Origin of the sequence: Brevibacterium daeguense (assembly GCF_021729135.1) — a bacterium.
GTDB classification, from domain to species: domain Bacteria; phylum Actinomycetota; class Actinomycetes; order Actinomycetales; family Brevibacteriaceae; genus Brevibacterium; species Brevibacterium daeguense.
Genome location: NZ_JAJTWW010000002.1, coordinates 1 through 24,381, shown reverse-complemented (window position 1 = coordinate 24,381; position 24,381 = coordinate 1). Strand labels below are relative to the sequence as shown.

The following is a 24,381-nucleotide window of genomic DNA, read 5'->3' as shown; positions in this document are numbered from 1 at the left end:
CGCTCATCGGAGGATGCCGAGTTCCGTGAGCTGGACCAGCCAGGCGACGGATGAACCAGATGAGGAGTACTGATGGAATCCGAGAATTACACCCCCGCAGTGAAGCGATCAGAAGTTGAGTGGCAGGAGATCCTCTCTCCCGAGGAATATGCAGTGCTGCGCCAGGCGGGCACCGAACGGCCCTTCACCGGCGAGTACTACACCACAACAGCACCGGGCTCCTATCGTTGCCGCGCGTGCAATGCGGTGCTGTTCGAGTCGGATACGAAGTTCCCATCGCACTGCGGCTGGCCGACCTTCTACGCGCCGCTGGCAGAGGACCGCGTTCGATATCTGCGCGACACGACGATGGGAATGACCCGGACCGAGGTGCGGTGTGCCAACTGCGATTCGCACCTGGGGCATGTTTTCGAGGGCGAGGGCTACGACACTCCCACGGATCTGCGCTACTGCATCAATTCGATCAGCCTTGTGCTCGACGAGGATGCGGCAAAGGCGTGAGGGCATGTCAGCACCCGAAGCACCAGGTCTCCGAACCCCGGCGCATGTGACTTCAGCGTCTCGGTCTCCCGATTATGCTCGAACTCCCGATCATGGCGACAAGGGGATGTGTGCCTCCACCGAGGCTCTCAGCAGCGGCGCCGGGTGCGATGGCGATCGCCGTGGGGACAGGTGCGATGGCGATCGCCGTGGGGACAGGTGCGCGGGAGAGCACGGCGGGGACGGGCACGCGGGAGAACATGAACCGCCATCTGCCGACACCAGCGCCTTTGGCGAAGGTCTCCGGGCGATCTCTTCGGCCGGCGCGTCGCCCCTGCAGGTCGAGCGGCAGGCCCGGTGCGCCGGCGCCTCACTGCATCAGGTGGACCCGCGAACTGACTTCACCGGCGCCTCGCCGAACCAGGTGGAACTGAAGGCATTCGAGCACCTCACCGCTCAGGAGCTGTACGGAATCCTGCAACTCCGCGCCGAGGTGTTCGTCGTCGAGCAGAACTGCTCCTACCTCGATCTCGACGGCGTCGACCTGTACCCCGAGACGGTGCACGCTGTGGTGCACGGAGCTGGTTCGCCCGCGCCCTACCATGATTCCCACGGTGGGGAGACCGGTCTGACAGTCAAACCTCGAGGGTACGCACGGGTGCTGCCCTACGGTCTGATCGACGGTCCGGCGGGTGATCCCGAGGGTCGAAGCATAGGGCGCGTTGTCTGCGATCGGCGGGAACGATCTACAGGCATCGCCTCAGCCCTCATCAGTCGGCTGGTCGACGAGTTCGGTGACGGACTCCTGACCCTGAACGCCCAGGCGCACTTGAGGGACTTCTACGGTCGGTTCGGTTTCAGGCAGTCCGGGGATCCATTTATTGAGGATGGCATCCCTCACCTGCCGATGCGGCGAATACCGGGGCGCTGAGCTCTATGACCGAACGCGGTCGGCAAAGCCCGCAACGTTCGGCGCCCGCGGAGACCGCCGCACCCGGCAGCGTTCGACACTCGCGGAGTCCATGGCATCGGGCAGCGTTCGACGCCCGATGAGACCGTTGCACCCGGCATACCGTGACGCTCCTGGAGTTCACCGCACCCCCGCAACTTTCGACGCTTGCGGAGTTCATGGCACCCGGTCACGTCTCGAGGTCCCGAAGCTCATGGTGCGCAGCGGTAAGCGCTCGCGAAGTCGCAGAAGGGCGGCTCGTCGGACCAGCCGGTCAAAATGGCGGCTTGTCGGTTCCGCCGGTCAGAATGGCGGCTCGTCGGTTCGGTCAGAGCGAGCCGGCTCGCTCCGGGTGAGCAGCGGAGGCAACTCGAGCAACATCGATCGAAATCTGGAATGGAATACGGGGTGACGTTGCGGGTCGATGCAGGCGGGAGGAATCCACCCCGGGAGGCCGCCCACCATTGTGGCTTCCCACCCGCGCTTCTCATGCCAATGGTGGTGGAAGGAACATGCCAGAGTGAGGTTGTTGATATCTGTCGACCCACCCATGGCATACGGAATCATGTGGTGGGCGTCGCACCAACCGGGAGGGATATCGCAGTCGGGGAACGTGCATCCGCGATCGCGCGCCAGCAGCACCGCCATCTGATTTGCGGTAGCAAACCGGCCCTCAGTGCGGACACTGACTGTTCCCGTGCCCTTCTTGGTCGAATGGTAATAGAACTGCCCTCCAGCAGAAAGATTCAGCACCTCTTCCAGTCGGACCCGAGTTCCAGCTTGAGTGGTCGCTTCGCCCTTGCCGATCGCCACCTGCTCGGCGGTTGCTGATATCACCAATGCGTAGGCCGCGCCGTGCTGCTTGCGCTCGCGTGCACCTGACATCACGATGGCAGTGAACCGCTCATGGCGCCTGACGCCGTCCGGGCGAATGTCCTTCGGCACCTGCTGAATGACATCGGAGCCGTCTCCCAGTACCCCGGTGGGAGACGGCTCGAAGAATTCGAAGACGTCCTCGCCTTGTCCGGGGCGCGGGTCCATCGACTTATCAGCTGTGTTCCCCTCGGCCGGCTCAGCGCCAGCACGGTCGGCCTTCGCTCGATCAGTCAGCATCGCATGGAGAGCAGCACCAGTGGTCGCCGTGAGCAGACCCGACAGGCTCCAGTCCCCATTGCGCCTGGGAGTGACAGTCACGTGATAGGTGTCAGGATGCGTTTCCTCCCGCGGGCATGCCCCATCCGGGTCCAGGTAGTCGAGGACTCGGATTCCCAGCGTGTCGATGTCCTTCACCTGCACCGAGTTCAGATTGTCAGCGAACATCTTCTCAAGGTCTTCCTGGTGAGCTGCTCGCGAAGCCGGAGGCAGACGACGAAGCGCTTCTGCTGTCCCGAGCACCTGGCAGGTCGAGAATTCGGCCTCATGTATTCCAGAGGCGACGACCGGCAGCTCCGGCCCCAAGACCTCGCCGGTGAGACCGGTGCGCGAACCGACCCATGCCGCGAGCTTGTCTCTCCGACCTGCTTCCGCCGACGACAGCTTCAGCTGCTCACGCAGCAGAGACCGCAAGTTGCGTGCACCGTATGACTTGGGGTCGCCTTCGCGAGCGAAGATCGCGGTGGCCTCTGCAGACAAGCCATCAAGCCGGCGCCGCACATCCTCCAGCACCCGCACGGCCGCAAGAGCCTCCTCCGGAGCCAAGCGTCGTTCGCCCGCACGTATATCGCCCGAGACGCGGGCCACGACACTGAGGACGTGGAGCAGCTCCGGAAGCTTTTCCTCAACGCATTCCACATCCATGGCGGTGGCAAGAACCGGGGACGGCCGGGCCAGATCGTCCGGCTCCTCAGCAGATGGACCGAAACGAGACGAGGAGGTCGAGACACCAGCTATCAACTCCTCGTCCCCCGCTGAAGAGTAGTACACGGCGCTCCCCTCGTCGACAGTGACTGCAAGAATCACGTGCTCAGTTCAATTATCCTCATTGATTCGAACATCGTCAAGAGGATTCGAACAAATACAAAGAAAAGCGCACAGAACATGAATCGACACCGGAAACCGCCATGCCAATCGCGCGTGGACTCCGTGCGTTCGAGAGCCGAGAGCGGACAGCGAAACAGCCAGAGGCCCGCAGCGATGCCGCTGCGGGCCTGACGAATACTCCTTGCCGCGGTCGGCGGCCAGCCGATGTGCTACCGATCAACAGGCACCAGAAGACTGCTGCCCCGTACCGTGGCCGCGAGCTGCCTGAGCAATCAGCACCAGCCGCCTGCGCTCCTGCTCAGCGTCAGCCCCTTTGACTCCTGCTCAGCGCCAGTTGCTGACGATCTCGCTGAGCTCGCGCAGCGGTCCGGTGAAGAACGGGATCTCCTCCCGCACGTGGAGGCGAGCCTGGGTATCCCGAAGGTCACGCATGAGATCGACGATGCGGTCCAACTTCGGCGCTTCGAAGGACAGCAGCCACTCGTAGTCGCCCAAGGCAAAGGCCGAGATGGTATTCGCCTTGACATCCTTGTAATCGATCGCGGCCATACCGTGTTCGCGGAGCATCTTCGAACGCTCATCAGCGGGCAGCACATACCACTCGTACGAGCGAACGAACGGGTAGACGCAGATGTAGTCGCCCGGCTGAGAATCGGTCAGGAACGCGGGCAGATGGGCCTTGTTGAACTCAGCAGGACGGTGCATGCCCATCGCGGACCAGACGGGGTCCAGAATCGAGCCGAGTTGGGAGTTGCGGACCACCGAGTACGCGGCTTGGATCGCCTCGACGGTCGGAGCATGCCACCAGAACATCACGTCGGCGTCGGCCCGGAACGCGGAGACGTCGTACACCCCACGCACCACCAGTCCCTGCTCTGCCAGCGCCGAGAGCTTCTGGGTGATCTCCTCGGCCAGCGCGGCGCGATCCTCATCGCCGATCTCTCCCGCCACCGAGAACACGCTGTAGCAGGCGTAGCGAATCTCCTGGTTGAACTTCTCGATCTGCTCAGGAGTCGGCTGCACGTACGTCGTCATCTCTTCCTTCTTTCTTTGCTGTGCTCATTGGTCGTCTCGTAGCTCATTGTTCCTGTCACTGCCGGCCCTCCTGTCAACGCGGCCTCACTGTCACCGCCGCCGGCCGCCCTGTCGTCACTCGGCCCGCTGACCTCGCGACGGCATCCGCGTCCCGCCTCCCGACGGCACTCGCGTCTCGCCTCCCACGGCACCCGTGTCCAGCCTCGCGACGGCACCCGTGTCTGCACCCGCGACGTGGCAGGAAGGATCCCGCGAAGAGGTCATGGGGCCGAGGCGGACGCAGGATCGAGGAGACGGGCCACCTCGCGCTCTGCCCTGCTGATGCAGGCGGGGATACCCACACCCTCGTAGGCAGAGCCCACCAGCCCCAGACCACCGATCCCGCTCAGCCTCGCGTCGATGCGCGCTGCTCGCTCAAGATGACCCGGGAAGTACTGGGGAAGCGCAGCGGTCCACCGCTGCACTTCAGCATGGTGCAGCGGAGCCCTTCGCCCGGTGATCCGGCGCCAGTCCGCCATCGATCGGGCGATCAGCTCCTCATCGCCGAGTTCGGCCCACACCCCGGGATGGTCACCGAAGCGCCCGACGCTCATCCGCACGACCGCTGTGTCCGACGGCAGCATCTCCGCGAGCCACGGCCACTTGTTGGAGGCGAACGTCGACGCTTTGATGAACGCGTCCTCGGTCGGCGGGAGCAGGAACCCGGAACCGGGGAGGGGCGCCTCGGCGATGTCGACGACCGCAGTCACGACTGCGGACGACGCGTACTCGACGCCCCGCAGCAGGTTCGCGGCCTCCTCGTCGACGGATCCGAGCAGCTCACCGGCCGTGGGTGCCGGCACAGCCAGAATCAGCAGGTCGGCGGTGAGGGCTGCACCGCCGAAGCGAACAGTCCACTGCCCCCCGGCCCGCTCGACCCCGCGCACCGCTGTGTTCAACTCGAACACCGCACCGAGTTCCCTGAGCCGCTCGGCCAGCGCGTCGGTGAGCTTGGTGATCCCACCGCGCAGCGACATGAAGACCGGCGGAGAATCAGCACCCTGCGAGCCCGGCACGTTGGCACCAGCCGTGCGCCGGGCCTTCGCCTCCTGCACCCGCGCGACCGCCTCGAGCACCGAGGTCCCGACTTGAGCAGCCGGCAGCAGTGCCGGGATCGTGGCTGCGAGGGACAGATCGCGGCAACGTCCGGAGTAGACGCCGCCGAGCAGCGGGTCGACCACCGTATCGACCAGAGCGCCGCCCAGGCGTGCTGACAGGAAGTCGCCGACGGACACATCACCGGTCACGGCCGGCGTCAGCCGCTCATTCCGCACGCGGTCCACTTCGTCGTCATTGAGCAGGCCGCGCACCGATTCCGGATCGGCGGGAACACCCATGAGCGTCCCATTCGGCATTCCGTGCATCCGGCCTCGTGAGTAGATCTGCGAGCTGTGCCGCCGCGACGGGAACTCGAGTGGGAGCCCGAGCTCTCGGCACAAGCCGGCCGTTTCGGGCCGCACGTACAGGCTCGCCTCGGCGCCCACATCGGCACCGACGGCAGCGAATCCGCCCAGGTCTGAGGACTTGAGGCAACCGCCGAGGCGCCCGCGGGATTCGAGAATCGTCACCGATGCATCGGGCTGGGCCTCGAGAATCCGGTAGGTCGCGACGAGTCCGGAGATTCCGCCGCCGACGACAACGACTCGGCTCACCGCACGCCGCCCCCAGCAGACTCTCCGGCCTCGGGCTGTGAGGCCTGCACCGACTGCGAAGCCGACACTGACCGTGAAGCCTGCTCCGACTGCTCGGCCAGCACCTCGCGTGAGACTCGGTGGACTTCCTCGACCACCAGGCCCGGTACGGCCGGGTCCGTCGCAGGCAGCACGCCGTGGCCGAGGTTGAAGACGTACCCGTTCGGATGCGAAAGCCCAGCACGCACGATCGCCTCGACTCGCGGCCGGAGCACGTCCCACGGCGCGAACAGCATGGCCGGGTCCAGGTTGCCCTGCAGAGCCTGCCCCTGCTTCACCCGTGAGGATGCAGCGGCCAGATCGACCCGGAAATCGACCCCCATCACATTGGATCCCGCCTCCGCCATCGACGACAGGAGCTCTCCGGTCTGAACCCCGAAGTGGAAGCTGGGCACGTCGTGGTGACGCAGCGCGTCGAGCACCGACGTCGAGTGCGGCAGCACCGACTGCCTGTAGTCCGCCGGGTTGAGATAACCGGCCCAGGAGTCGAACAGCTGGAAGGCGCTTGCACCGGCGGACAGCTGCACATCGAGGAAGGTCGTCGACATCCGAGCCAGCTTGGCCAGCAGATCGGAGAACAGCTCCGGGTCCCCGAGCATCATCGCCTTGGTCTTCTCGTGGTTCTTGCTCGGGCCGCCCTCGATCAGGTAGCTGGCGAGGGTGAAGGGCGCTCCCGCGAATCCGATCAGCGGGGTCTCCCCCAGGTCGGCCACCAGTCGGGTGACGGATTCGGTGATGTCGGGGAGCGCCTCGGCGTCGAGGTCCGGGATCCGGTCGAGATCCGCGCGAGTTCGCACCGGAGTGGCGATCACCGGACCCACACCCGGCTCGATGACCACGTCCACACCTGCGGCCTCCAGCGGGACCACGATATCGGAGAAGAAGATGGCCGCGTCGACCTTGTGGCGACGCACCGGCTGCAGCGTGATCTCCGTGACCAGATCGGGAGTCCGACACGCCTCGAGCATCGCGTTGTCCTTGCGAAGCTCTCGGTACTCCGGAAGCGAGCGGCCAGCCTGCCGCATGAACCAGACGGGGGTGTGTTGAACGGGCTGCGAAAGGGCAGCGCGCACGAGTGTCGAAGCCATTTCCCCATGATCTCACCTTCCGAGCGGCCGGGCGAAACCGCCCGAAACCCAGGACAGGCGATCTCACCGGCTCGGGCCCGGCCGATGGACAGGGCGGCTGAATTCGCCTCGCCCAGGCCTTGCCGGGCGGCAGATTCCGCCTCGTCCTTGACGGTTGCCGACGTCACCTCGACCCCAAGTCTCAACGGTGCCCGGCGTGGATGCTGGGCGATGTCTGAGCTTGGGCCTAATCTAGATCACGTGGTAATCCCATCGCCGCTGATTCGGAATCCAGAGCCCTTTGCGCGGGCATCGTCGGTCCTGCGCGAAGTGACGAGCACTCCGCAGGTCTCGATCACCGAGATCCCGGCGCCGAGCAAACTCGCCCCCTACGCCCTCGCCCTCGGTGCTGAAGTCCATGCCGATGAGGAGTTCCTCGCCGCCACCGGCGAGAACATCAGCGAGCTCGCCACCGGTCGGATGGTCGTCCTCTATGACCCTGACCGCCCAGCAGAATGGGACGGTGAATTCCGGATCGTCAGCTACATCCGCGCGGAACTCGAACGGGAACTCGGCAACGAGGCGATGCTGGGTTCAGTCGCCTGGTCCTGGCTGACGGAATCGCTGGAGAACAACGACTGCGAAGTCCGCAACGCGGGCGGAACCACCACCCGCGTGCTGTCCGAGAGCTTCGGAACTCTGGCCGACCGGCCCTCCACGATCGACTTGGAGCTGCGCGGCTCCTGGACGCCGGTCCTGGCCGAACCCGAGGACATCGGCAGCCACGTCTCCGCCTGGGTCGAACTGCTGTGCACGGTCGCGGGACTGCCGCCGCTTCCCGAAGGCGTCACACCGCTGCCGGGGCGGCGCCGGTGAGTTCCACCCACACGGACGAATCGCTGCCGCTGCTGTCCGCACCAGCTGACGGAGTGCCGGACCTGGTCGACACTCCGCACGCCCTGGCCGCAGCTGTCGAGTCCCTCGCCGCCGGCACCGGCCCCGTCGCAGTCGACGCGGAGCGCGCATCCGGCATCCGCTACGGCAACCGCGCTTTTCTCATCCAGCTCCGCCGCCGAGGCGCCGGCACAGTTCTCATCGACCCCGAGGCGCTCCCGGACCTCTCGAGTGTCGATGAGGCGTTGCGGGATGTGGAATGGATCCTGCATGCCTCGACCCAGGATCTGCCCTGCCTCGCCGAACGCGGGATGACGCCCGACGCGCTGTTCGACACGGAGGTGGCGGCTCGCCTGCTGGGATACGAGCGGTTCGGCCTCGCGGCCGTCGTGGGTGAGACGCTGGGCGTTCGGCTGGCGAAGGAGCACTCCAATGTGGACTGGTCGACGCGGCCCCTGCCGCGAGACTGGCTCAACTACGCGGCGCTGGACGTTGAGCTGCTCATCCCCGTCCGCGAGGTGCTCGTCGAGCAGCTGACCGACTCGGGCAAAGCCGAGTTCGCGCGTCAGGAGTTCATTCACCTGCTCTCGTTCGAGCCGGCAGTCTACTCCGAACCGTGGCGCAGAGTGAACGGCTTCGGTGCAGTGCGATCGCGGCGGGCGATGGCGCGGGTTCGTTCGATGTGGAATCTGCGTGACCGCCTCGCCCGCCAGCAGGACGAAGCGCCCGGCCGGATCCTCCGGGACAAGGTGATGGTCGAGCTGGCCGGCGCGCGAGTCAAGAAGCCGGAGGACCTGCGTCGCATTCCCGGTGTGTCGGGGATGACGAAGGCCGCCCTCTACCGGTGGTACAAAGCCATCACGGATGCCGACGCCCTCCCGGAGGCGCAACTGCCCTCGCGCCGCTCGCCCGATTCGCCACCGCAGCCCCAGGTCGATCGCGCAGTGATCAAGACGCGGCTGGAAGCCATGAAGCCCGTCGTCAACCAGATCGCGCAGCAGCTCGACATTCCGCATGATCTCGCCGTCGCTCCGCGCCTGGTCAAGGCCCTTGCCGCCGGCAGCACCGTGGGCACGCCGACCGAGGTCGAACGGTTCCTCCGCGAACACGGCGCGCGCGAATGGCAGATCGAGCTGACGGCACGAGCGCTCTCCGAAGCCGGCGCACGCGCAGACGCAGCAGTCACAGCGGCGGGCTGAGCAGACACACCAGGTGTGCCGGCGCGTCGGTGGTGCCGGCTCAGCAGGTGTGCCCGCGCAGCAGTCACAACGGCAGGCTGAGCAGCAGGGGTGCCGGTGTGCCGGCGGATCGGCCACTCGCCGAAGGCCGGACTACACGGCGGTTGTCGAAGTGCGCGCCACCCGACGCGCAATGTCCTCCGGCAGCATATGGACGATCTTCTCGACCATGCTCGGCACGGACAGCCCTGCGTACTCCAGGATCTCGTCGCGGGTTCCGTGCGGAAGGAATTCGTCGGGCACGCCGAGTTCGAGCACGCCGGTGCGGGAGTCATCGTCGCGCAGATCCTGTCGGATCTGGGAGCCGATCCCGCCGATCTTCACACCATCCTCGATGACCGCGACCAGCGCGTGCTTCTTGCCTCCCTCGAGCACCGAATCCGGCACGGGCAGCACCCACCTGGGGTCGACGACAGTCGCGCCGATGCCGCTCCGGCGCAGTTCCTCGGCAACCTGAAGAGCCCTGTCGGCCAATGCGCCGACCGACACGATGAGGACGTCGCGCGGCATTCCCGCAGGCACCTCGACGAGCACGTCGACGCCGTCCGACGTCCGGCGGATCGCGTCGATGTCGGTGCCGACCGAGCCACGGGAGAAGCGGACGACAGTGGGAGCATCGGCCACCTCGACCGCTTCGTGGAACTCCTCGGCCAGTCGAGTGGCGTCGCGCGGAGCGGCCAGCTGCAGATCCGGCACGATCTGCAGCATGGCCATGTCCCAGATTCCGTGGTGACTGGCACCGTCCGGACCGGTGACACCGGCACGGTCGAGCACGAAGGTCACGCCCTGCTTGTGCAGTGCCACATCCATGAGCAGCTGGTCGAATGCGCGGTTGAGGAAGGTCGCATACAGGCAGACGACCGGATGCAGCCCGCCGTACGACAGTCCAGCTGCCGAAGCCACTGCGTGCTGCTCGGCGATCCCGACGTCGAACACCCGGTCGGGGAACTCCTCGGCGAACTTCTGCAGTCCGACCGGAATCAGCATCGCCGCGGTGATGGCGACGATGTCCTTGCGCCGTCGAGCGACCTCGACGATCTCATTGCCGAACACCGAGGTCCACGAAGTGGAAGTCGACGGCTGAGCCTTTCCGGTGACCGGATCGATGACTCCGACAGCATGGAATTGGTCGGCCTCATCCTCGAGAGCCGGAGCGAATCCGCGGCCCTTCTGGGTCAGCGCGTGGACGATGACCGGGCCCTGGTCGTAGCTCTTGGCTCGCTGAAGCGTCCGCTCCATGATCTCGAGGTCGTGTCCGTCCACGGGACCCAGGTACTTGATCCCGAGCTCGTCGAACATGCCGGTCTGCGGCGCCGCAACCATGTCCTTGATGCCCCGCTTGACGCCGTGCATAGCGCTGTAGGCGGCACGGCCGGGAGGACCCGACTGCTGCAGCCGCTCCTTGCCCCAGGTCAGGATCCGCTCATAGCTGCTGTTCGTCCGCAGCGAATCGAGGTGTCGCGCGAAACCGCCGACTGTCGGCGCATAGGAGCGGCCGTTGTCGTTGACGACGATGATGAGCTTGCGGGGCGGCTGCGACTGATCTGCCGCGATGTTGTTCAGAGCTTCCCAGGCCATTCCGCCGGTCAGCGCTCCATCGCCGATGACGACGACGACGTAGCGTTCGGTCTCTCCCTTGAGCTGGTGGGCCTTCGCGATCCCGTCCGCCCAGGAGAGTGCCGCCGAGGCGTGGGAGTTCTCGATGACATCGTGCTCGCTCTCGGCCCGAGACGGATATCCGGAGAGTCCCCCGCGCTGGCGAAGGGTGCCGAACTCGGCGTACCTCCCGGTGAGAAGCTTATGGACATACGATTGGTGGCCGACATCGAACAGGATCGTGTCGGTCGGCGAATCGAAGACGCGGTGCAGGGCAGTCGAGAGCTCTACGACGCCGAGATTGGGGCCGAGGTGGCCGCCGGTCCCTGCGACGGTGGTGATGAGGTGGTCCCGGATCTCCTTGGTGAGCACCTGGCATTCGGCATCGGTCAATGCCTTCACGTCCGCCGGGGACGTGATGTTCTCCAGGAAAGTCATGCGATTCGCTGCTCCTTAGGCACTCGGCAGAACCCCGAGCACTGCGGTTCTTCAGTTGCTTCAGACTAACAAGCGTAACCGCAATGCCCTGAACCCACTCGGCGGGGCACCGGCCCGGTCAGCAGCTCCGGCCGAGTCTGCTTGGCAGAGTGCTGGTGCAAGGCGAGCCTCCTCGGCGGTCGAGCGCCGGCCCCGGCAACAGCAGGATCCGCGTCAGCCGGCAGCCCATGTCGGCACCGCCGCGATCAGCCAGGCCGCTCCGGGCCCGACCGCGCACATCACGCCCGCGTAGGCGAGCATGCCGCGATAGTAGTCGTCACGCACCGAGCTGTGGACGTTCGCCAGCAGCATCGCGCCATTCGTGGAGAAGGGGCTGATGTCAACGATCGTCGCCGCAATCGCCAAGGCCGCGACGAAGCCGGCGACATGCACATCTCCCGAGGCGAGGAAGGGGCCGGCCAGCGCCATCACCACTCCGATGATCCCGAGTGACGATGCCAGGGCGGACACCAGTCCGGACATGTAGAACAAGAGCAGAGCGGCCAGAAGCGGGACCCCGATCGCGCTGATTCCCTGCGACACCCAGTCCACGGTGCCGGCCTCCTGCAGAACATGGATGTAGGTGAGGACGCCCGAGATCAGAATCACCACGGACCACGAGACGCGGGACATTGCCGCCTTGCCGGCCGCCGGGTTGACGAAGGCCAGCACGACCGCCAGTGAGATCGACACGATGCCGATGTCCCAGCCGACGACGATCACCGACACGGCCATCGCTGCCAGGACCACCAGCGTCAGCGTCTGGAATCCGGTGAGCCGCTGCGGCCCCTCTGCCGTGAACTCGATATCAGCATCCCCAGCAGCCCGTGGACCGGGCCGGCGACGCATGACGAGGAAGGTCACTGTGGCGAACACCAGGTTGAAGAGGAATGGTGCGAGGAAGAGACTCAGCGGATCGTTCTCGAACCCGCTCTGATTCAGGTAATCGGAGATGAAGACGCCGTAGACGCTCAAGGGCGAGAATGCGCCGGCCAGCGCACCGTGGACGACCAGCAGCCCGGTCAGGAACTGGTTGAGACCATTGCGCCGGGCGAACGTCAGCGCCAGCGGGGCGACGATTGCCACCGCGAAGAGTGCGCCGAGCGCGATCAGGACCGCGGTGAGGAAGAAGAATATCCACGGCGCTATCGCAAGTCTCCCCCGAACCAAGCGCATCGCCCAGCGCACGATCACGTCGATCGCCCCATTGTCCTGAGCGAAGCCGAACAGGTATGTCAGCCCCACCAGGGTGACGAAAAGATCGACCGGGAACCCTGCCAGGGACTCATCAAGGTCGAAACCGAGAACCCCCGCGCCGAGTGCTACGGCTGCGATGAAACCGAGGAAGCCCATGTTGACGTCGCGCCAGGTGGCGATCACGAACATGAGGATGAGGAGGACGATGGAGATGATTTCGGGTGTCACGGGCTTTCCTGAGGTGCAGACGACGGGACTCTGAAGGAAGAGCGACGCGTCACGCGCCGGAGGGCGGGCAGATGGAACCCTCCGACCACCGAAGAGCTGCGGGATGGACGCAGCTTGGTAGCGCCTTTCGTAACCGATTTCGCTCATGCTCCGCGGGATCGCCGCATTCGCAACCGTTCGAGTTTAGACAGCTGATTGTGCCGCCGCGCGTCGGTCTCACAGTGCGGCAGGGACCGGCGCTCCGCGCCTGAGGCGAGCGAATTCAGAACGCCTGCGCCTGAGGCGAGCGAATTTCGAAGCTCCGCGCCTGGGCCCAGCGAATTCCGACCGCCGCCCACCGGCAGTCAAGAGAAGACACCAGCACCCGAAAAGGGCACCAGCAGCCAAGAGAAGCAGGTCCCTGAGCACAGCAGTGGGCCGGGCCTCCCGAAAGGGAGTCCCGGCCCACTGTTCATGGTTTCAGCGCACCGTCAGTCGCCTGCTGGTCGGACTGGGTGCACTGACCGCACTTCGTGCCCTGATCGGACGAACGGGGCACTGATCGGACTCAGTGCACTGTCAGTCGCAATATCAGGCCTCGACGAGCTGCCGCAGCACGTACTGCAGGATGCCGCCGTTGCGGTAGTAGTCGGCCTCGCCCGGGGTGTCGATCCGAACAACGGCGTCGAACTCGACGACGTTCCCGTCACCCTTGGTGGCCTTGACCTTGACCGTCTTCGGGGTCGTGCCGTTGTTGAGCTCGGTCACGCCGGAGATGTCGAAGCTCTCGGTGCCGTCCAGTCCCAGGGTGTCAGCCGACTCCCCTGCCGGGAACTGCAGCGGCAGCACGCCCATGCCGATGAGGTTCGAGCGGTGGATCCGCTCGAAGCTCTCCGCGATGACCGCGGACACGCCGAGCAGCTTGGTGCCCTTGGCCGCCCAGTCGCGCGAGGAGCCGGAGCCGTACTCCTTGCCACCGAGCACGACCAGCGGGACACCGGCCTCCTGGTAGTTCACCGAGGCATCGTAGATGGTCGTCTGCGGACCACCGTCCTGGGTGAAGTCACGGGTGAAGCCGCCCTGCACGTTGTCGAGCAGCTGGTTCCTCAGGCGGATGTTGGCGAAGGTGCCGCGGATCATCACCTCGTGGTTGCCGCGGCGCGAGCCGTAGGAGTTGAAGTCCTTGCGCTCGACGCCGTGCTCGATGAGGTACTTGCCCGCAGGGGTGTCGGCCTTGAACGAGCCCGCCGGGGAGATGTGGTCGGTGGTGACCGAGTCTCCCAGCTTGACCAGCACCCGTGCGCCGGAGATGTCCTCGACCGCCTCCGGATCCTTGGACATGCCCTCGAAGTACGGGGGCTTGCGCACGTAGGTGGACTCGGAGTCCCACTCGAAGGTGTTGCCCTCCGGAGTGTCGAGCTGCTGCCAGCGCTCGTCGCCGTCGAAGATCGTTCCGTACTGCGTGTCGAACATCGAGGTGTCGATCGACGAGCCGATCACCGACTCGATCTCCTCAGGGCTGGGCCAGATGTCCTTGAGGTAGACGTCGGCGCCCTCGGTGTCCTTGCCCAGCGGCTGGTTCTCGAAGTCGAAGTCCATGGTGCCTGCCAGCGCGTAGGCGATGACCAGCGGCGGCGAGGCCAGGTAGTTCATCTTCACGTCGGGGCTGATGCGGCCCTCGAAGTTGCGGTTGCCGGACAGCACCGCGGTCACCGAGAGGTCGTTCTCCTGGATCGCCTGGGAGATCTCGTCCTCGAGCGGACCGGAGTTGCCGATGCAGGTGGCGCAGCCGTAGCCGACGACGTAGAAGTTCAGCGCCTCGAGATCGTCCATGAGGCCGGACTTCGTGTAGTAGTCGGTGACGACCTTCGAGCCGGGGGCGATCGAGGTCTTGACCCACGGCTTCGAGTTCAGGCCCTTCTCCCGGGCGTTGCGCGCCAGCAGACCGGCAGCCATCATCACCGAGGGGTTCGAGGTATTGGTGCAGGAGGTGATCGAGGCGATCGCCACCGCGCCGTTGCTCAGCTCGAAGGCACGGCCATCAGCGGTCGAGACCTCGCTCGACTTGTTCTCCTCGCCCGGCTTCGCGTAGTTGTGGATGTCCTTGGCGAACTGCGACTTGGCGTCGGTGAGCTCGATGCGGTCCTGCGGACGCTTCGGCCCGGAGATCGACGGCACCACGGAGGACAGATCCAGCTCGAGGTACTCGGAGTACTCGACCTCGGTGCTGGGGTCGTGCCACAGGCCCTGCTCCTTGGAGTAAGCCTCGACAAGGGCGATCTGCTCCTCGGAGCGGCCGGTCAGGCGCAGGTAGTCGAGAGTCACGTCGTCGATCGGGAAGATCGCGGCGGTGGAGCCGAACTCCGGGCTCATGTTGCCGATCGTGGCGCGGTTGGCCAGCGGCACCGAGCCGACGCCCTGTCCGTAGAACTCGACGAACTTGCCCACCACGCCGTGCTGGCGGAGCATGTCGGTGATGGTCAGCACCACGTCGGTGGCGGTGACGCCGGACGGGATCTCGCCGGTCAGCTTGAAGCCGACGACGCGCGGGATCAGCATCGACACCGGCTGGCCGAGCATCGCGGCCTCTGCCTCGATGCCGCCCACGCCCCAGCCCAGCACGCCGAGGCCGTTGACCATCGTGGTGTGGGAGTCGGTGCCGACGAGCGTGTCGGGGTAGGCACGCACGACGCCGTCGACTTCACGGGCCATGACGACGCGGGCCAGGTACTCGATGTTGACCTGGTGGACGATGCCCATGCCCGGGGGAACGACCTTGAAGTCGTCGAATGCAGTCTGGCCCCAACGCAGGAACTGGTAGCGCTCGCCGTTGCGCTGGTACTCGATGTCCATATTGCGCTCGATCGCGTCAGCGGTGCCGAAGGCGTCGATCTGGACCGAGTGATCGATGACGAGCTCAGCCGGAGCGAGCGGGTTGACCTTGGCGGGATCACCGCCGAGCTCCTCGACCGCCTCGCGCATGGTGGCGAGGTCGACGATGCAGGGGACTCCGGTGAAGTCCTGCATGACCACGCGGGCGGGAGTGAACTGGATCTCGGTGTCGGGATCGGCCGACGGATCCCACTGCGCCAGGGCGCGGATGTGGTCGGCGGTGATGTTGGCACCGTCTTCGGTGCGGAGCAGATTCTCCAGCAGCACCTTGAGGCTGAACGGCAGCTTCTCGGATCCCTCGACCGCGGCAAGGCGGTAGATCTCGTAGGACTTGCCGCCGACTTCCAGGGTGCCCTTCGACTCGAAAGTGTCGACGTTGCTCACAGTGACTCTCCTGTTCGTTGGCACGCGATATCTTCTGCAGCGGAAACCCGACCGATTCAGTCTCTTGTGCGGCATTTAGCCCACACAAACGTTTCCGAAGATATCTTGACGTCGAGATAAATCTTACCGGATTCAGCAGTGGGTATCCACCGCGGCCGGCGGCCCGGCGGCGTGCCGACCACCACACCTCGGACAGCTGCAGCAGCCCGGATCCCGCACCGACGGATGCTGTCCCACCCGGGGCTGTCCGCGGACGGGCAGCGTGAGTGGGCGATCGGCGGGAAAACCCCCGTGCGCGGAATTCCCGGACGCGGGACAATTGTTGACTGTGATGCGAACCGCGAACCTGCGCGGTCATCGGAGAGAAGGAGTGCTGCATGGACCCGATAACACTCGGTGCCGGATTCGGGCTGACCGCGATCGTGCTGGGCCTGCTGTTCGGCTGGATCTGCCGCAAGGTGGCCGGACGCAAGAGCCGCTCGAAGTTCTGGTGGGGCATCTGGGGATTCTTCTTCACCTGGGTGGCCCTCATCGTCCTGGCACTGCTCGACAGCAAGGCACCGGAGACCACCTACCGCTACTGACGCCTCGCCCCAGGTGGAGAGTCACCGCGTGAGAACAGAGACGAACTCCGTGTGCGCCGTCAGCGGGAAGTAATCGTGCGCTTCAGTGCTCGCCAGCCGGAAACCGTGCTCGGCGAGCGCTTTGGCGTCACGGGCGAACGTCGCGCCGTCGCAGGACACATAGACGATCCGCTCCGCCGCCGAGGCGCCCAGCAGCCCCGTGACCGCAGCACCTGCCCCTGACCGGGGCGGGTCGAGCACCACGGTGTCGGCCATCGGAAGCTCGGGCAGCTGCTCGATGCGCGCCACGGTGAACTCGGCGCCCAGTCCGGCGGCGTTGGCCGTCGCCGACTCGACGGCCGGGGCGGACCCTTCGATGCCGTGGACGGGGATCCCGTGGGCAGAGGCGATGGCGACGCTGAACAGACCTGCTCCGCAGTACAGGTCGAGCACCGACGCGGACCCTGCTGTCAGCTCGACCACCCTCGCCGAGAGCTCGTCGGCAGCGTCGACGTGGACCTGCCAGAAGCCATCCGCCCGGAGGCGGAAGCTCCGGTCGATGCCCTTCACCGTCTCGATCACCTCGCCGGTGCCGCGCAGGACTAGCAGGCTCCCCGAGGCGCCGCCTCGACGGTTGCGGCCGGCGCCTCGTGAGCGGACCAGCAGACTCCACTCCCCCGGTGCGTCCGCGAGGGCACTCTCGAGCACCTCGAGCGTCTGCGGGTTCGCCTGGCCATGCGCCACCAGGGCGCCGCACTGATGGCCGGCGGCCAGCTCGATGCGCGTCAGGCCCGGCAGCGACAGGTGGTGCACACCGAGTTCGGCGAGGGCCGGGACTGCCAGCGGCAGCTCGCGCACCGGGAGGACGGTGTGAGAGCGCGCGGCGTACATGCCCGGTCTGCCGGTCGTGTCGACAGCCAGCTGAATCCGAGTTCGCCAGTCCAGCCCGGAGCCGCCTGCCGCCTCGCGGGCGGCAGGCAGCACGTCCGGGGTCAGGTCGAGCCCGCCGAGGCGGGTGAACTGGTCGGCGGCGGCCTGGCGCTTGAGTTCGCGCGAGTGCGCGAGGTCGACGTGGGAGTACTCCATTCCGCCCACCCCGTCGGCTCCCAGCGAAGCCCGACGGTCCGGGACTCGGAATTCCGAGGGCTCCAGCACCTCGATGACGTCGGCGCGGAGCATCCGCTTCTTCTTCTCCGTGATCGCGGCCCGAACGGTTTCGCCGGGGATCGCGCCGCTGACGAACACGACCTGGCCGTTGTGACGAGCAATCGATTCGCCTCCGGCTGCGGGCGATTCGACGAGGAGATCCATGACCTCTGTCGATTCGGCGGTCTCTCCGTTGGTTTCGGTCATGCGGCTGTCCAGCCCTTTCCCGGGACTTCACCCCGACCGTCGTCACGCGTTCGTCGAACCAGCAGGTTACCCCAGACCTCCGCCCGATGGCGCGGCCGGGCGTTCGGCAGATTGAGCGCCGGTCTGCCGAAGCCGGCTCGGTCCAGCGCAGATTTGCCGAAGCAGGAGCGCTTTCGCGGCTGCACTTTGCCGAAGGCGCCCGCCGCACCCGCTGCTCCGTGGGCTTGCTCCCGCTCAGTGCTCCGTGGGCTTGCTCCCGCTCGGCCCGACGCGCCGATTGCGCTGGTCACGGGCTCGGTGGAACGAACTCAGACGCCACGGAACGCTCGCGACGACGACGTTCGGCACGTTGAGCAGCTGCGTCTTCAGCCGCAGCGAGGTCTGGTTGTGCAGCAGGTTCTCCCACCACCTGCCGACGATGTACTGCGGGAGGTAGACGATGACCAGATCACGAGGGGTCCGCTTGCGGATGCCCGTGATGTAGTCCATCACCGGCCCGTTGAGGTCCCGGTAGGGAGAGTCGAGGATCGTCAGCCGCACTGGCAGACCCATCGCATCCCACCGCTCCTGAAGACGCTGCGCACCGTCCTCGTCGACTGCGACGGTGATCGCGTTGACGAAGGTCGGCCGGCTGGCTCGGGCATAGGCCAGAGCTCGCAGCGTCGGCTTGTGGATGGCGGTCACCACGACCACTGCGTGGGTGTTCGAAGGGAGGGTGCGGGCGGAGTCGTCGTCCGCCTCGGGCGTCAGCTCCGCATCGACGCGGGAGTAGTGGCGCCGGACGAGGCCCATCGCCACGTAGAGGATCGCGATGGCGGCCACGGCGATCCACGCGCCGGCGAAGAACTTCGTGCTCAGCACCACGACGAGCACCAGACCGGTCAGCAGCAGGCCGAGCCAGCCGACCAGGCGGTTGAGCTGCATGCGCCGCCGGAGCGGTGAGGTGACGAGCGTCCGGATGCGCACGGTCCAGTGTCGGATCATCCCGGCCTGGCCGAGCACGAAGGCGAGGAATACCCCGACCAGGTACAGCTCGATGAGATCCGGGACCCGAGCCTGAGTGGCGACGACGAGGACGATCGCCGCGGCGGCGAGGAGCAGGATGCCGTTGGAGAATGTCATCCGGTCCCCGCGGCTGGCCAGCTGCCGCGGCAGGAACCCGTCGCGCGCCAGCCGCGAGGCCAGGCCCGGGAAACCTTCGACCGCAGTATTGGCCGCGACGAGCAGCACGAGCGCTGCGACCGCTGCCACGACGTAGAACATGAACGGGAATCCGGAGAACACCGCCTGCGCGAGCTGTCCGAGGACGGGGTCCTGGTCGAAGTCCCCGACCGGCGAACCGCTGCCGGTCACCAGCTGTTCCTCCGGCCGGGCGACGAACTTGATGCCGATGACCGCGGACAGCCACGTGATCCCGACGAGCATGATCGCCGACAGCAGCCCCGTGACGAGCAGTGTGCCTGCGGCATTGCGGCCGCGCGGCGGACGGAAGAGCGGAACAGCGGTGGCCACCGTCTGCACACCGGCCAGCGCGACCGAGCCGGAGGAGAACGCCCGGAGCACGATGAAGACTGCGGCGAACCCCGTGAGCAGCGTCTCCTCGTCGCTGCCGGGCAGCGCCAGGAAATCACTTGTCACCGCCTCGGGCGTGTCTCCGCTGAGCACTCGGATGAAGCCGACGGCGAGAGTCAGCAGCACCGCGCCGACGAACAGGTAGGTCGGCACCGCGAGCAGACCGCGAGTCGCCCAGCTGCCGCGCAGCCCCGCCAGCGTGACCAGCCCGATGCCGATGACGGCGATGAGCACCCGGTACGGCTTGAGATCCGGGAACATCGCTCCGATGTAGCTCGCGAACACCGTCAGCGACACCGCGAGCGTGAGCACGAAGTCGACGAGGAGCGAGGCCGCCACGACGAGCCCGGCCCTGGTCCCGAGGTTCGTGCCGGCGACCTCGTAGTCGCCTCCGCCGGAGGGGTAGGCCTGCAGGTTGAGGCGATAGCACAGCACGATGACGAGGATGACGACCGCGACCGCCAGCCCGATCCAGGGAGAGACCGTCAGGGCGACGATCCCCGACAGCGACAGCGCAAGCAGGATCTCATCCGGGGCGTAGGCCACCGACGACAGCATGTCGGAGGCGAAGACGGGCATGGCAAGCCGCTTCGGCAGCGCTTCGCGACGAAAGTGATCACTGCGGAACGGCCGTCCGACGAGTAGTCTCTTGACGGTATCGGAAAAACTGCTTGCCACGAGCACCAATGGTAGGTCACGAGTGAGAGGGACGGCGGGGATGCACTTCGTCATCATGGGATGCGGCAGGGTCGGCGCCTCCCTGGCCCGCACGCTCGACTCGGCCGGTCATACGGTTGCAGTCGTCGATCGCAACCCCGACTCCTTCCGCCGGCTCGGCGGGGACTTCTCCGGGTCGACGATCACCGGGATGGGCTTCGACCGCGATACCCTGACCCGGGCGCGAACGGGAGAAGCGTACGCCTTCGCGGCGGTCTCCTCCGGCGACAACTCCAACATCCTGGCGGCCCGAGTCGCGCGGGAGACCTTCGGCGTGGCCAACGTCGCCGCCCGCATCTACGATCCGCGGCGCGCGCAGATCTTCGAACGCCTGGGCATTCCGACCGTGGCCACCGTCCGCTGGACCGCCGATCAGATGATGAGACGGATGATCCCCCAGGGCGCGGTGAGCCAGTACCGGGAGCCGTCCGGCCGGCTGGTCCTGGCGGAAGTGCACCTCCATCCGGACTGGATCTCCCGGCCCATCGCCGACATCGAAACCGCAGTCGAGGCGCGTGTCGCCTACGTCACTCGGCTCGGCGAGGGGATGCTCGCCACCCCGGACATGCTGGTTCAGGAGGGAGACCTCGTCCACGTGCTCTGTGCTGTCGTCGATCTCGATGACATCGTGCGCGCACTCGACCGGCCGATCCCGGAGGCGGAGGCGTGACGAGGGTGGAGTCGCTGTGAGAGGGGAAGCGCGGTGAGGGTCGCGATCGCCGGCGCCGGATCGGTGGGTCGGTCAGTGGCCCGCGAGCTGCTGGGCAAAGGCCATGAAGTCGTCCTCATCGAGGAGCGCAGGGACGCTTTCCAGCAGGACCGAGTGCCGGGTGCGGCGTGGGTGCTGGCCGACGCGTGCGAGCTCAGCGGCCTCAACGAGGCCGGGCTGGACCGGGCGGACGTCGTGGTCGCCGCCACCGGTGACGACAAGACCAATCTGGTGCTCAGCCTGCTGGCGAAGATGGAATTCGGGGTTCCCCGAACAGTGGGGCGGGTCAACGATCCGCGCAATGAATGGCTGTTCGACTCCAACTGGGGCGTCGACGTCGCGGTGTCGACGCCCCGACTGATGACCGCCCTCGTCGAGGAGGCGGTCGAAGTGGGCGGTCTGGTGCAGCTGATGCATCTGGAACGGGGCCAGGCTGCGCTCCTGGAGTTCACCGCACAGGACACCACTCCGGTGCGGGGCAGGCGCATCGGCGAGATCGCCTGGCCGCCCGACGCAGTGCTGGTGGCGATCGTGAGGAACGCGAAGGCGTTCGCGCCGTCTCAGGACGATGTCATCGAGTCCGGGGACGAACTCTTCTTCATTGCCGATCCGGATCAGCAGGAGTCGCTGCTGCGTCTCCTGCGGTCCGGCGACTGAGCAGCCGGCCCGACCGGCGCAGGCCAGCAGGCCCGGCCGCTCAGTGACCAGCAGGCCCGGCCGCTGCGGGTCGGCGGAGAGGGGGATGACCGGCACGACCAGGCGCGGAGCAGCCGGCGTTCAGTCCGGTGGGGCTCCGACCAGCTGGTACGCGGGGTTGAGAGTCAGTAGCTGCCCATCCTGGATCCCGAACCGCCCCTCGAGCGCGACCACGCGACCGGGCAGCACGCCGGCGATCTCACGCCTGCCGAGGAAGCGGGCGGCCACCGCGCCCGTGCCGTCGCGGATGATGATGTCGAGCTGAGGTGCCGACTCGGGCAGGGACCGGGTGACGGCGACTACGACTCCGGCCACTCGCACGCGGGCGCGGGGCACCACGTCTGCCAGCGCGACGGTGTCGGGAACCGCACTGGCGCGCTGGATGTCGGCCGCCGCCTCGGCGTCTCTGGAGCCGAAGCGCTCGATGAGCCGGCTGACGATGCCCATGGGCCTGCCGATGGCGTCGATCAGCGGACTTCGGTGATCTCGGGCCCGCGCTCGAACGGGTTGATGTCATCGTCCTTCTCGGCGTCCTGGTCGTCCGCTCGCGCGGCGGCAGCCTTGGGCTCGGACAGGACGAGGAGCTCTCGAGGCGGCATCGCCTCGATGCCGCGGTTCACGATCGTGCCCCGGAAGAGCGCAGTGAGTTCGGCGCGCACCTCGTCATCGGTGATCGCCTTGCCGCTGAAGACGCCGCGGATGAACCAGCGCGGCCCGTCGACGCCGGCGAACCGTGCGACTCGAGCTGCAGCGCGGCCGTCCGACGTGCGCGCGGGGATCTTGGTCAGGAGTTCGTGGCCGAGCTCGGTGTAGAGCTCTTCGAGCGTGCCGCCCTTCTGGGTCACGTTGTCCACGATCTGCTTCCGAACAGTGTTCCACAGGCCTTCGCCGCGAGGTGCGGCAAAGGCCTGCAGCTGCAGTGCACCGCCCTTGTGAACGAGCGTCACGGCGAGAATCCGTCCGGTCTTGTCCTCCGCGTCGAGGCGCACCTGCATCCCGTCCCGAACCGGCACCCGAAGCGCGCCGAGGTCGACCCGGTTCTCCTCCCCGGCGTCCTCATCCGCATCCCAGGGACCATTCTCGAGGCGGTCGAGCGGAGCCGCCTTGGCGAACTCCTCCTCGTCGCCGAGGTCGTCGCCTTCAGCGGCTTCGGCTGTCTCAGTGCCGTCGACGTCCTCACCGAGGTTGGTCTCACCGAGGTCGTCGTCATCGGAGTAGACGTCGTCATCGGAGGTGTCGTCGGCATCATCGACATCCGCCTCGACATCGTCGAAGTCCTCGCGATCGTCCTTCTTGGACTTGCGGAAACGGTCGAACAGGCCCATGGTGTCCTTCCCTCTGGTCTGGTGTGCTCAAGTCTAGACCCCGGTGGAGCCGAACCCTCCGGTCCCGCGGACGGTGACGCTCAGGTCAGCGACAGGAGTGAATACAGCATGTACCACCCGCTGGATCACGAGCTGTGCGATCCGGTCGCCGCGTTCGAGCACGATCGGCTGATGAGCATCGAGATTGACGAGCGGCACCTTGATCTCCCCGCGGTACCCGGCATCGATCGTGCCCGGGGCGTTGACGATCGACAGACCGCTGCGCACTGCCAGCCCCGAGCGGGGGTGGACGAAGGCCGCGAAGCCCTCAGGAACGGCGATCGCGATCCCAGTCCCCACGAGCCGCCGCTCGAATGGCTGCAGAGTGTGGTCCTCGCTCACATGCAGATCAGCCCCGGCGTCGTCCAGATGCCCGTAGGCCGGCAGCGGCAGGTCGGGGTCAAGCTGTCGGATCTCGATGTTCAGGTTTTCGATAGCCACAGTGCCGCACTCTATCCCGCCGGGATGCTGCACTCTATCCCGACAGCGAGCTCTGCCCTGTCCCGCCCGCGAGCGGTGCCCTGTCCTGCCTGCGAGCTGCACTCCACCCCGCCCAGCGAGCTCTGCCCTGTCCCCGTGCCCTGACCCGCCTGCGAGCCGGGCTCCTCAGGCGAGATGCCGTGCGCAGAATCCGCTGTGGGAGAATCGACGTATGACTTCTGCGACCAATACGAGCGTGAGCTATCGGGAGAAGGTGTGGCCTCCCATCAGCTGGTGGATCGTCGCAGCGGCGCTGTCTGCGATGACCGCCGGAATGGTCTATCCGGTGTGGGCAACCGGTGCGGTGATCGTTCCCATCGTCATCTTTGCGGCAGTGGTGCTGTGGCTGCGCTCCGCCTCCCCCACTCTGCTGGTCACGGACCAGGAGTTTCTCGCTGGACCCGCTCACATCGAGCGTCGATTCATCACCGGGGCAGAGGCGATGGATCCTGCTGAGTCGTTCCTGGCGCGCGGCGCGCAGCTGGATGCACGCGCATTTCTCGTCATCCGTCCGTGGGTGAAGACAGTTGTCAAGGTCACGATCGATGACCCGCAGGACCCGACACCATATTGGCTCGTATCCTCGAAGCAGCCCGCCCGATTGGCTGCCGCGCTTCAGCAGTAGCTCGCAGCAGTTCGATCGGGCGGCGTTCGCCGGTGTTTCGGCGCGCTGCCCCTGAGCCGGCGTCTGCGGCGTTCCGGGGGCGAGACCCTTGACAATTTGGTCCGATACCCTTGACGGTTCGGTCCGATGCCCTTGACGACGACGCCGGGCGTCCGCCGATCGGCGGACGCCCGGCG

The 24,381-nt window shown here is 66.5% G+C and carries 20 protein-coding genes; 8 read left to right on the top strand and 12 right to left on the bottom strand.

The genetic code is table 11. The annotated features are described in order from the left end of the window. Positions 1-72 precede the first annotated feature (72 nt). Positions 73-501 (top strand): peptide-methionine (R)-S-oxide reductase MsrB, encoded by a 429-nt coding sequence (gene msrB, locus LXN01_RS03385; RefSeq protein ID WP_236863163.1) that lies wholly within the window; start codon positions 73-75, stop codon positions 499-501. A gap of 361 nt (positions 502-862) precedes the next feature. Then, a complete protein-coding gene (locus tag LXN01_RS03380; RefSeq protein ID WP_236863162.1) occupies positions 863-1,411 on the top strand; it encodes a GNAT family N-acetyltransferase in 549 nt (182 codons plus the stop codon). Between the two features lie 321 nt (positions 1,412-1,732). On the opposite strand, the gene LXN01_RS03375 is transcribed toward LXN01_RS03380, so the two are convergent. From LXN01_RS03375 to hemE, 4 genes are all read right to left on the bottom strand, one after another. Next, positions 1,733-3,388 carry an HNH endonuclease signature motif containing protein gene (locus LXN01_RS03375; RefSeq protein ID WP_236863161.1) on the bottom strand — a complete coding sequence of 552 codons (1,656 nt, stop codon included), beginning with the start codon at positions 3,386-3,388 and terminating at the stop codon, positions 1,733-1,735. Positions 3,389-3,733: 345 nt separating this feature from the next. Further along, positions 3,734-4,444 carry a hydrogen peroxide-dependent heme synthase gene (gene hemQ, locus LXN01_RS03370; RefSeq protein WP_236863160.1) on the bottom strand — a complete coding sequence of 237 codons (711 nt, stop codon included), beginning with the start codon at positions 4,442-4,444 and terminating at the stop codon, positions 3,734-3,736. 260 nt (positions 4,445-4,704) lie between these two features. Beyond that, on the bottom strand, positions 4,705-6,135 hold the full coding sequence (gene hemG / locus LXN01_RS03365) for a protoporphyrinogen oxidase (protein WP_236863159.1): 1,431 nt from the start codon (positions 6,133-6,135) through the stop codon (positions 4,705-4,707). Further along, on the bottom strand, positions 6,132-7,262 hold the full coding sequence (gene hemE / locus LXN01_RS03360) for a uroporphyrinogen decarboxylase (protein WP_236863158.1): 1,131 nt from the start codon (positions 7,260-7,262) through the stop codon (positions 6,132-6,134). Before hemE ends, hemG begins: the two co-directional genes overlap by 4 nt. 210 nt (positions 7,263-7,472) lie before the next feature. Here hemE and LXN01_RS03355 point away from each other — a divergent pair, with 210 nt between their 5' ends. Both LXN01_RS03355 and LXN01_RS03350 read left to right on the top strand, forming a co-directional pair. Next, positions 7,473-8,117: a DUF3000 domain-containing protein gene (locus LXN01_RS03355; RefSeq protein WP_272902170.1), complete on the top strand. Its 645-nt coding sequence runs from the start codon at positions 7,473-7,475 to the stop codon at positions 8,115-8,117. Then, the gene (locus tag LXN01_RS03350; RefSeq protein ID WP_236863156.1) at positions 8,114-9,334 is read left to right on the top strand and encodes an HRDC domain-containing protein; all 1,221 of its coding nucleotides are present in this window, start codon (positions 8,114-8,116) and stop codon (positions 9,332-9,334) included. The genes LXN01_RS03355 and LXN01_RS03350 overlap by 4 nt, the downstream gene beginning before the upstream one ends. 132 nt (positions 9,335-9,466) lie before the next feature. Here the strand turns inward: LXN01_RS03350 and dxs are convergent, their stop codons facing one another. The 3 genes from dxs to acnA form a co-directional block, all read right to left on the bottom strand. After that, complete coding sequence (dxs, locus tag LXN01_RS03345; RefSeq protein ID WP_236863155.1) at positions 9,467-11,407, bottom strand: 1-deoxy-D-xylulose-5-phosphate synthase; 1,941 nt, start codon at positions 11,405-11,407, stop codon at positions 9,467-9,469. Between the two features lie 213 nt (positions 11,408-11,620). Continuing rightward, positions 11,621-12,871, bottom strand: coding sequence for an SLC13 family permease (locus LXN01_RS03340; RefSeq protein WP_236863154.1), 1,251 nt, complete (start codon positions 12,869-12,871; stop codon positions 11,621-11,623). Between the two features lie 570 nt (positions 12,872-13,441). Beyond that, positions 13,442-16,126 carry an aconitate hydratase AcnA gene (gene acnA / locus LXN01_RS03335; protein ID WP_236863153.1) on the bottom strand — a complete coding sequence of 895 codons (2,685 nt, stop codon included), beginning with the start codon at positions 16,124-16,126 and terminating at the stop codon, positions 13,442-13,444. Positions 16,127-16,503: 377 nt separating this feature from the next. Between acnA and LXN01_RS03330 the strand changes: the two genes are divergently transcribed. Beyond that, positions 16,504-16,710 carry a hypothetical protein gene (locus tag LXN01_RS03330; protein WP_236863152.1) on the top strand — a complete coding sequence of 69 codons (207 nt, stop codon included), beginning with the start codon at positions 16,504-16,506 and terminating at the stop codon, positions 16,708-16,710. Between the two features lie 21 nt (positions 16,711-16,731). On the opposite strand, the gene LXN01_RS03325 is transcribed toward LXN01_RS03330, so the two are convergent. Then, positions 16,732-18,042 carry a class I SAM-dependent RNA methyltransferase gene (locus LXN01_RS03325; protein WP_236863151.1) on the bottom strand — a complete coding sequence of 437 codons (1,311 nt, stop codon included), beginning with the start codon at positions 18,040-18,042 and terminating at the stop codon, positions 16,732-16,734. Positions 18,043-18,276: 234 nt separating this feature from the next. Beyond that, positions 18,277-20,193 carry an APC family permease gene (locus LXN01_RS03320; protein ID WP_236863150.1) on the bottom strand — a complete coding sequence of 639 codons (1,917 nt, stop codon included), beginning with the start codon at positions 20,191-20,193 and terminating at the stop codon, positions 18,277-18,279. A 139-nt stretch (positions 20,194-20,332) separates the two neighbouring features. On the opposite strand from LXN01_RS03320, the gene LXN01_RS03315 reads away from it, so the two are divergent. Together LXN01_RS03315 and LXN01_RS03310 are read left to right on the top strand one after the other, a co-directional pair. Then, entirely contained in the window at positions 20,333-21,001 is a 669-nt protein-coding gene (locus LXN01_RS03315; protein ID WP_236863149.1) for a potassium channel family protein, read from the top strand. A 33-nt stretch (positions 21,002-21,034) separates the two neighbouring features. Continuing rightward, positions 21,035-21,697, top strand: a complete 663-nt coding sequence (locus LXN01_RS03310) for a potassium channel family protein (protein ID WP_236863148.1) — start codon at positions 21,035-21,037, stop codon at positions 21,695-21,697. A gap of 120 nt (positions 21,698-21,817) precedes the next feature. On the opposite strand, the gene LXN01_RS03305 is transcribed toward LXN01_RS03310, so the two are convergent. The 3 genes from LXN01_RS03305 to dut are packed head-to-tail and all read right to left on the bottom strand — an operon-like array spanning position 21,818 to position 23,541. Continuing rightward, entirely contained in the window at positions 21,818-22,183 is a 366-nt protein-coding gene (locus LXN01_RS03305; RefSeq protein ID WP_236863147.1) for a single stranded DNA-binding domain-containing protein, read from the bottom strand. A gap of 20 nt (positions 22,184-22,203) precedes the next feature. Beyond that, positions 22,204-23,061 carry a DUF3710 domain-containing protein gene (locus tag LXN01_RS03300; protein ID WP_236863146.1) on the bottom strand — a complete coding sequence of 286 codons (858 nt, stop codon included), beginning with the start codon at positions 23,059-23,061 and terminating at the stop codon, positions 22,204-22,206. 33 nt (positions 23,062-23,094) lie between these two features. Further along, positions 23,095-23,541, bottom strand: coding sequence for a dUTP diphosphatase (gene dut / locus LXN01_RS03295; protein ID WP_236863145.1), 447 nt, complete (start codon positions 23,539-23,541; stop codon positions 23,095-23,097). A gap of 211 nt (positions 23,542-23,752) precedes the next feature. Here dut and LXN01_RS03290 point away from each other — a divergent pair, with 211 nt between their 5' ends. After that, entirely contained in the window at positions 23,753-24,205 is a 453-nt protein-coding gene (locus LXN01_RS03290; RefSeq protein ID WP_236863144.1) for a DUF3093 domain-containing protein, read from the top strand. The last annotated feature ends 176 nt before the right edge of the window (positions 24,206-24,381 follow it).

Bases quoted from the DNA above. Each gene is read 5' to 3' on its own strand.
- LXN01_RS03325 (WP_236863151.1), bottom strand. From the start codon at position 18,042: ATGACCGAAACCAACGGAGAGACCGCCGAATCGACAGAGGTCATGGAT.
- LXN01_RS03305 (WP_236863147.1), bottom strand. From the start codon at position 22,183: ATGGGCATCGTCAGCCGGCTCATCGAGCGCTTCGGCTCCAGAGACGCC.
- LXN01_RS03330 (WP_236863152.1), top strand. From the start codon at position 16,504: ATGGACCCGATAACACTCGGTGCCGGATTCGGGCTGACCGCGATCGTG.
- LXN01_RS03290 (WP_236863144.1), top strand. From the start codon at position 23,753: ATGACTTCTGCGACCAATACGAGCGTGAGCTATCGGGAGAAGGTGTGG.
- LXN01_RS03315 (WP_236863149.1), top strand. From the start codon at position 20,333: ATGCACTTCGTCATCATGGGATGCGGCAGGGTCGGCGCCTCCCTGGCC.
- LXN01_RS03355 (WP_272902170.1), top strand. From the start codon at position 7,473: ATGTCTGAGCTTGGGCCTAATCTAGATCACGTGGTAATCCCATCGCCG.
- hemQ (WP_236863160.1), bottom strand. From the start codon at position 4,444: ATGACGACGTACGTGCAGCCGACTCCTGAGCAGATCGAGAAGTTCAAC.
- hemE (WP_236863158.1), bottom strand. From the start codon at position 7,262: ATGGCTTCGACACTCGTGCGCGCTGCCCTTTCGCAGCCCGTTCAACAC.
- LXN01_RS03320 (WP_236863150.1), bottom strand. From the start codon at position 20,193: ATGCCCGTCTTCGCCTCCGACATGCTGTCGTCGGTGGCCTACGCCCCG.
- LXN01_RS03300 (WP_236863146.1), bottom strand. From the start codon at position 23,061: ATGGGCCTGTTCGACCGTTTCCGCAAGTCCAAGAAGGACGATCGCGAG.
- msrB (WP_236863163.1), top strand. From the start codon at position 73: ATGGAATCCGAGAATTACACCCCCGCAGTGAAGCGATCAGAAGTTGAG.
- dxs (WP_236863155.1), bottom strand. From the start codon at position 11,407: ATGACTTTCCTGGAGAACATCACGTCCCCGGCGGACGTGAAGGCATTG.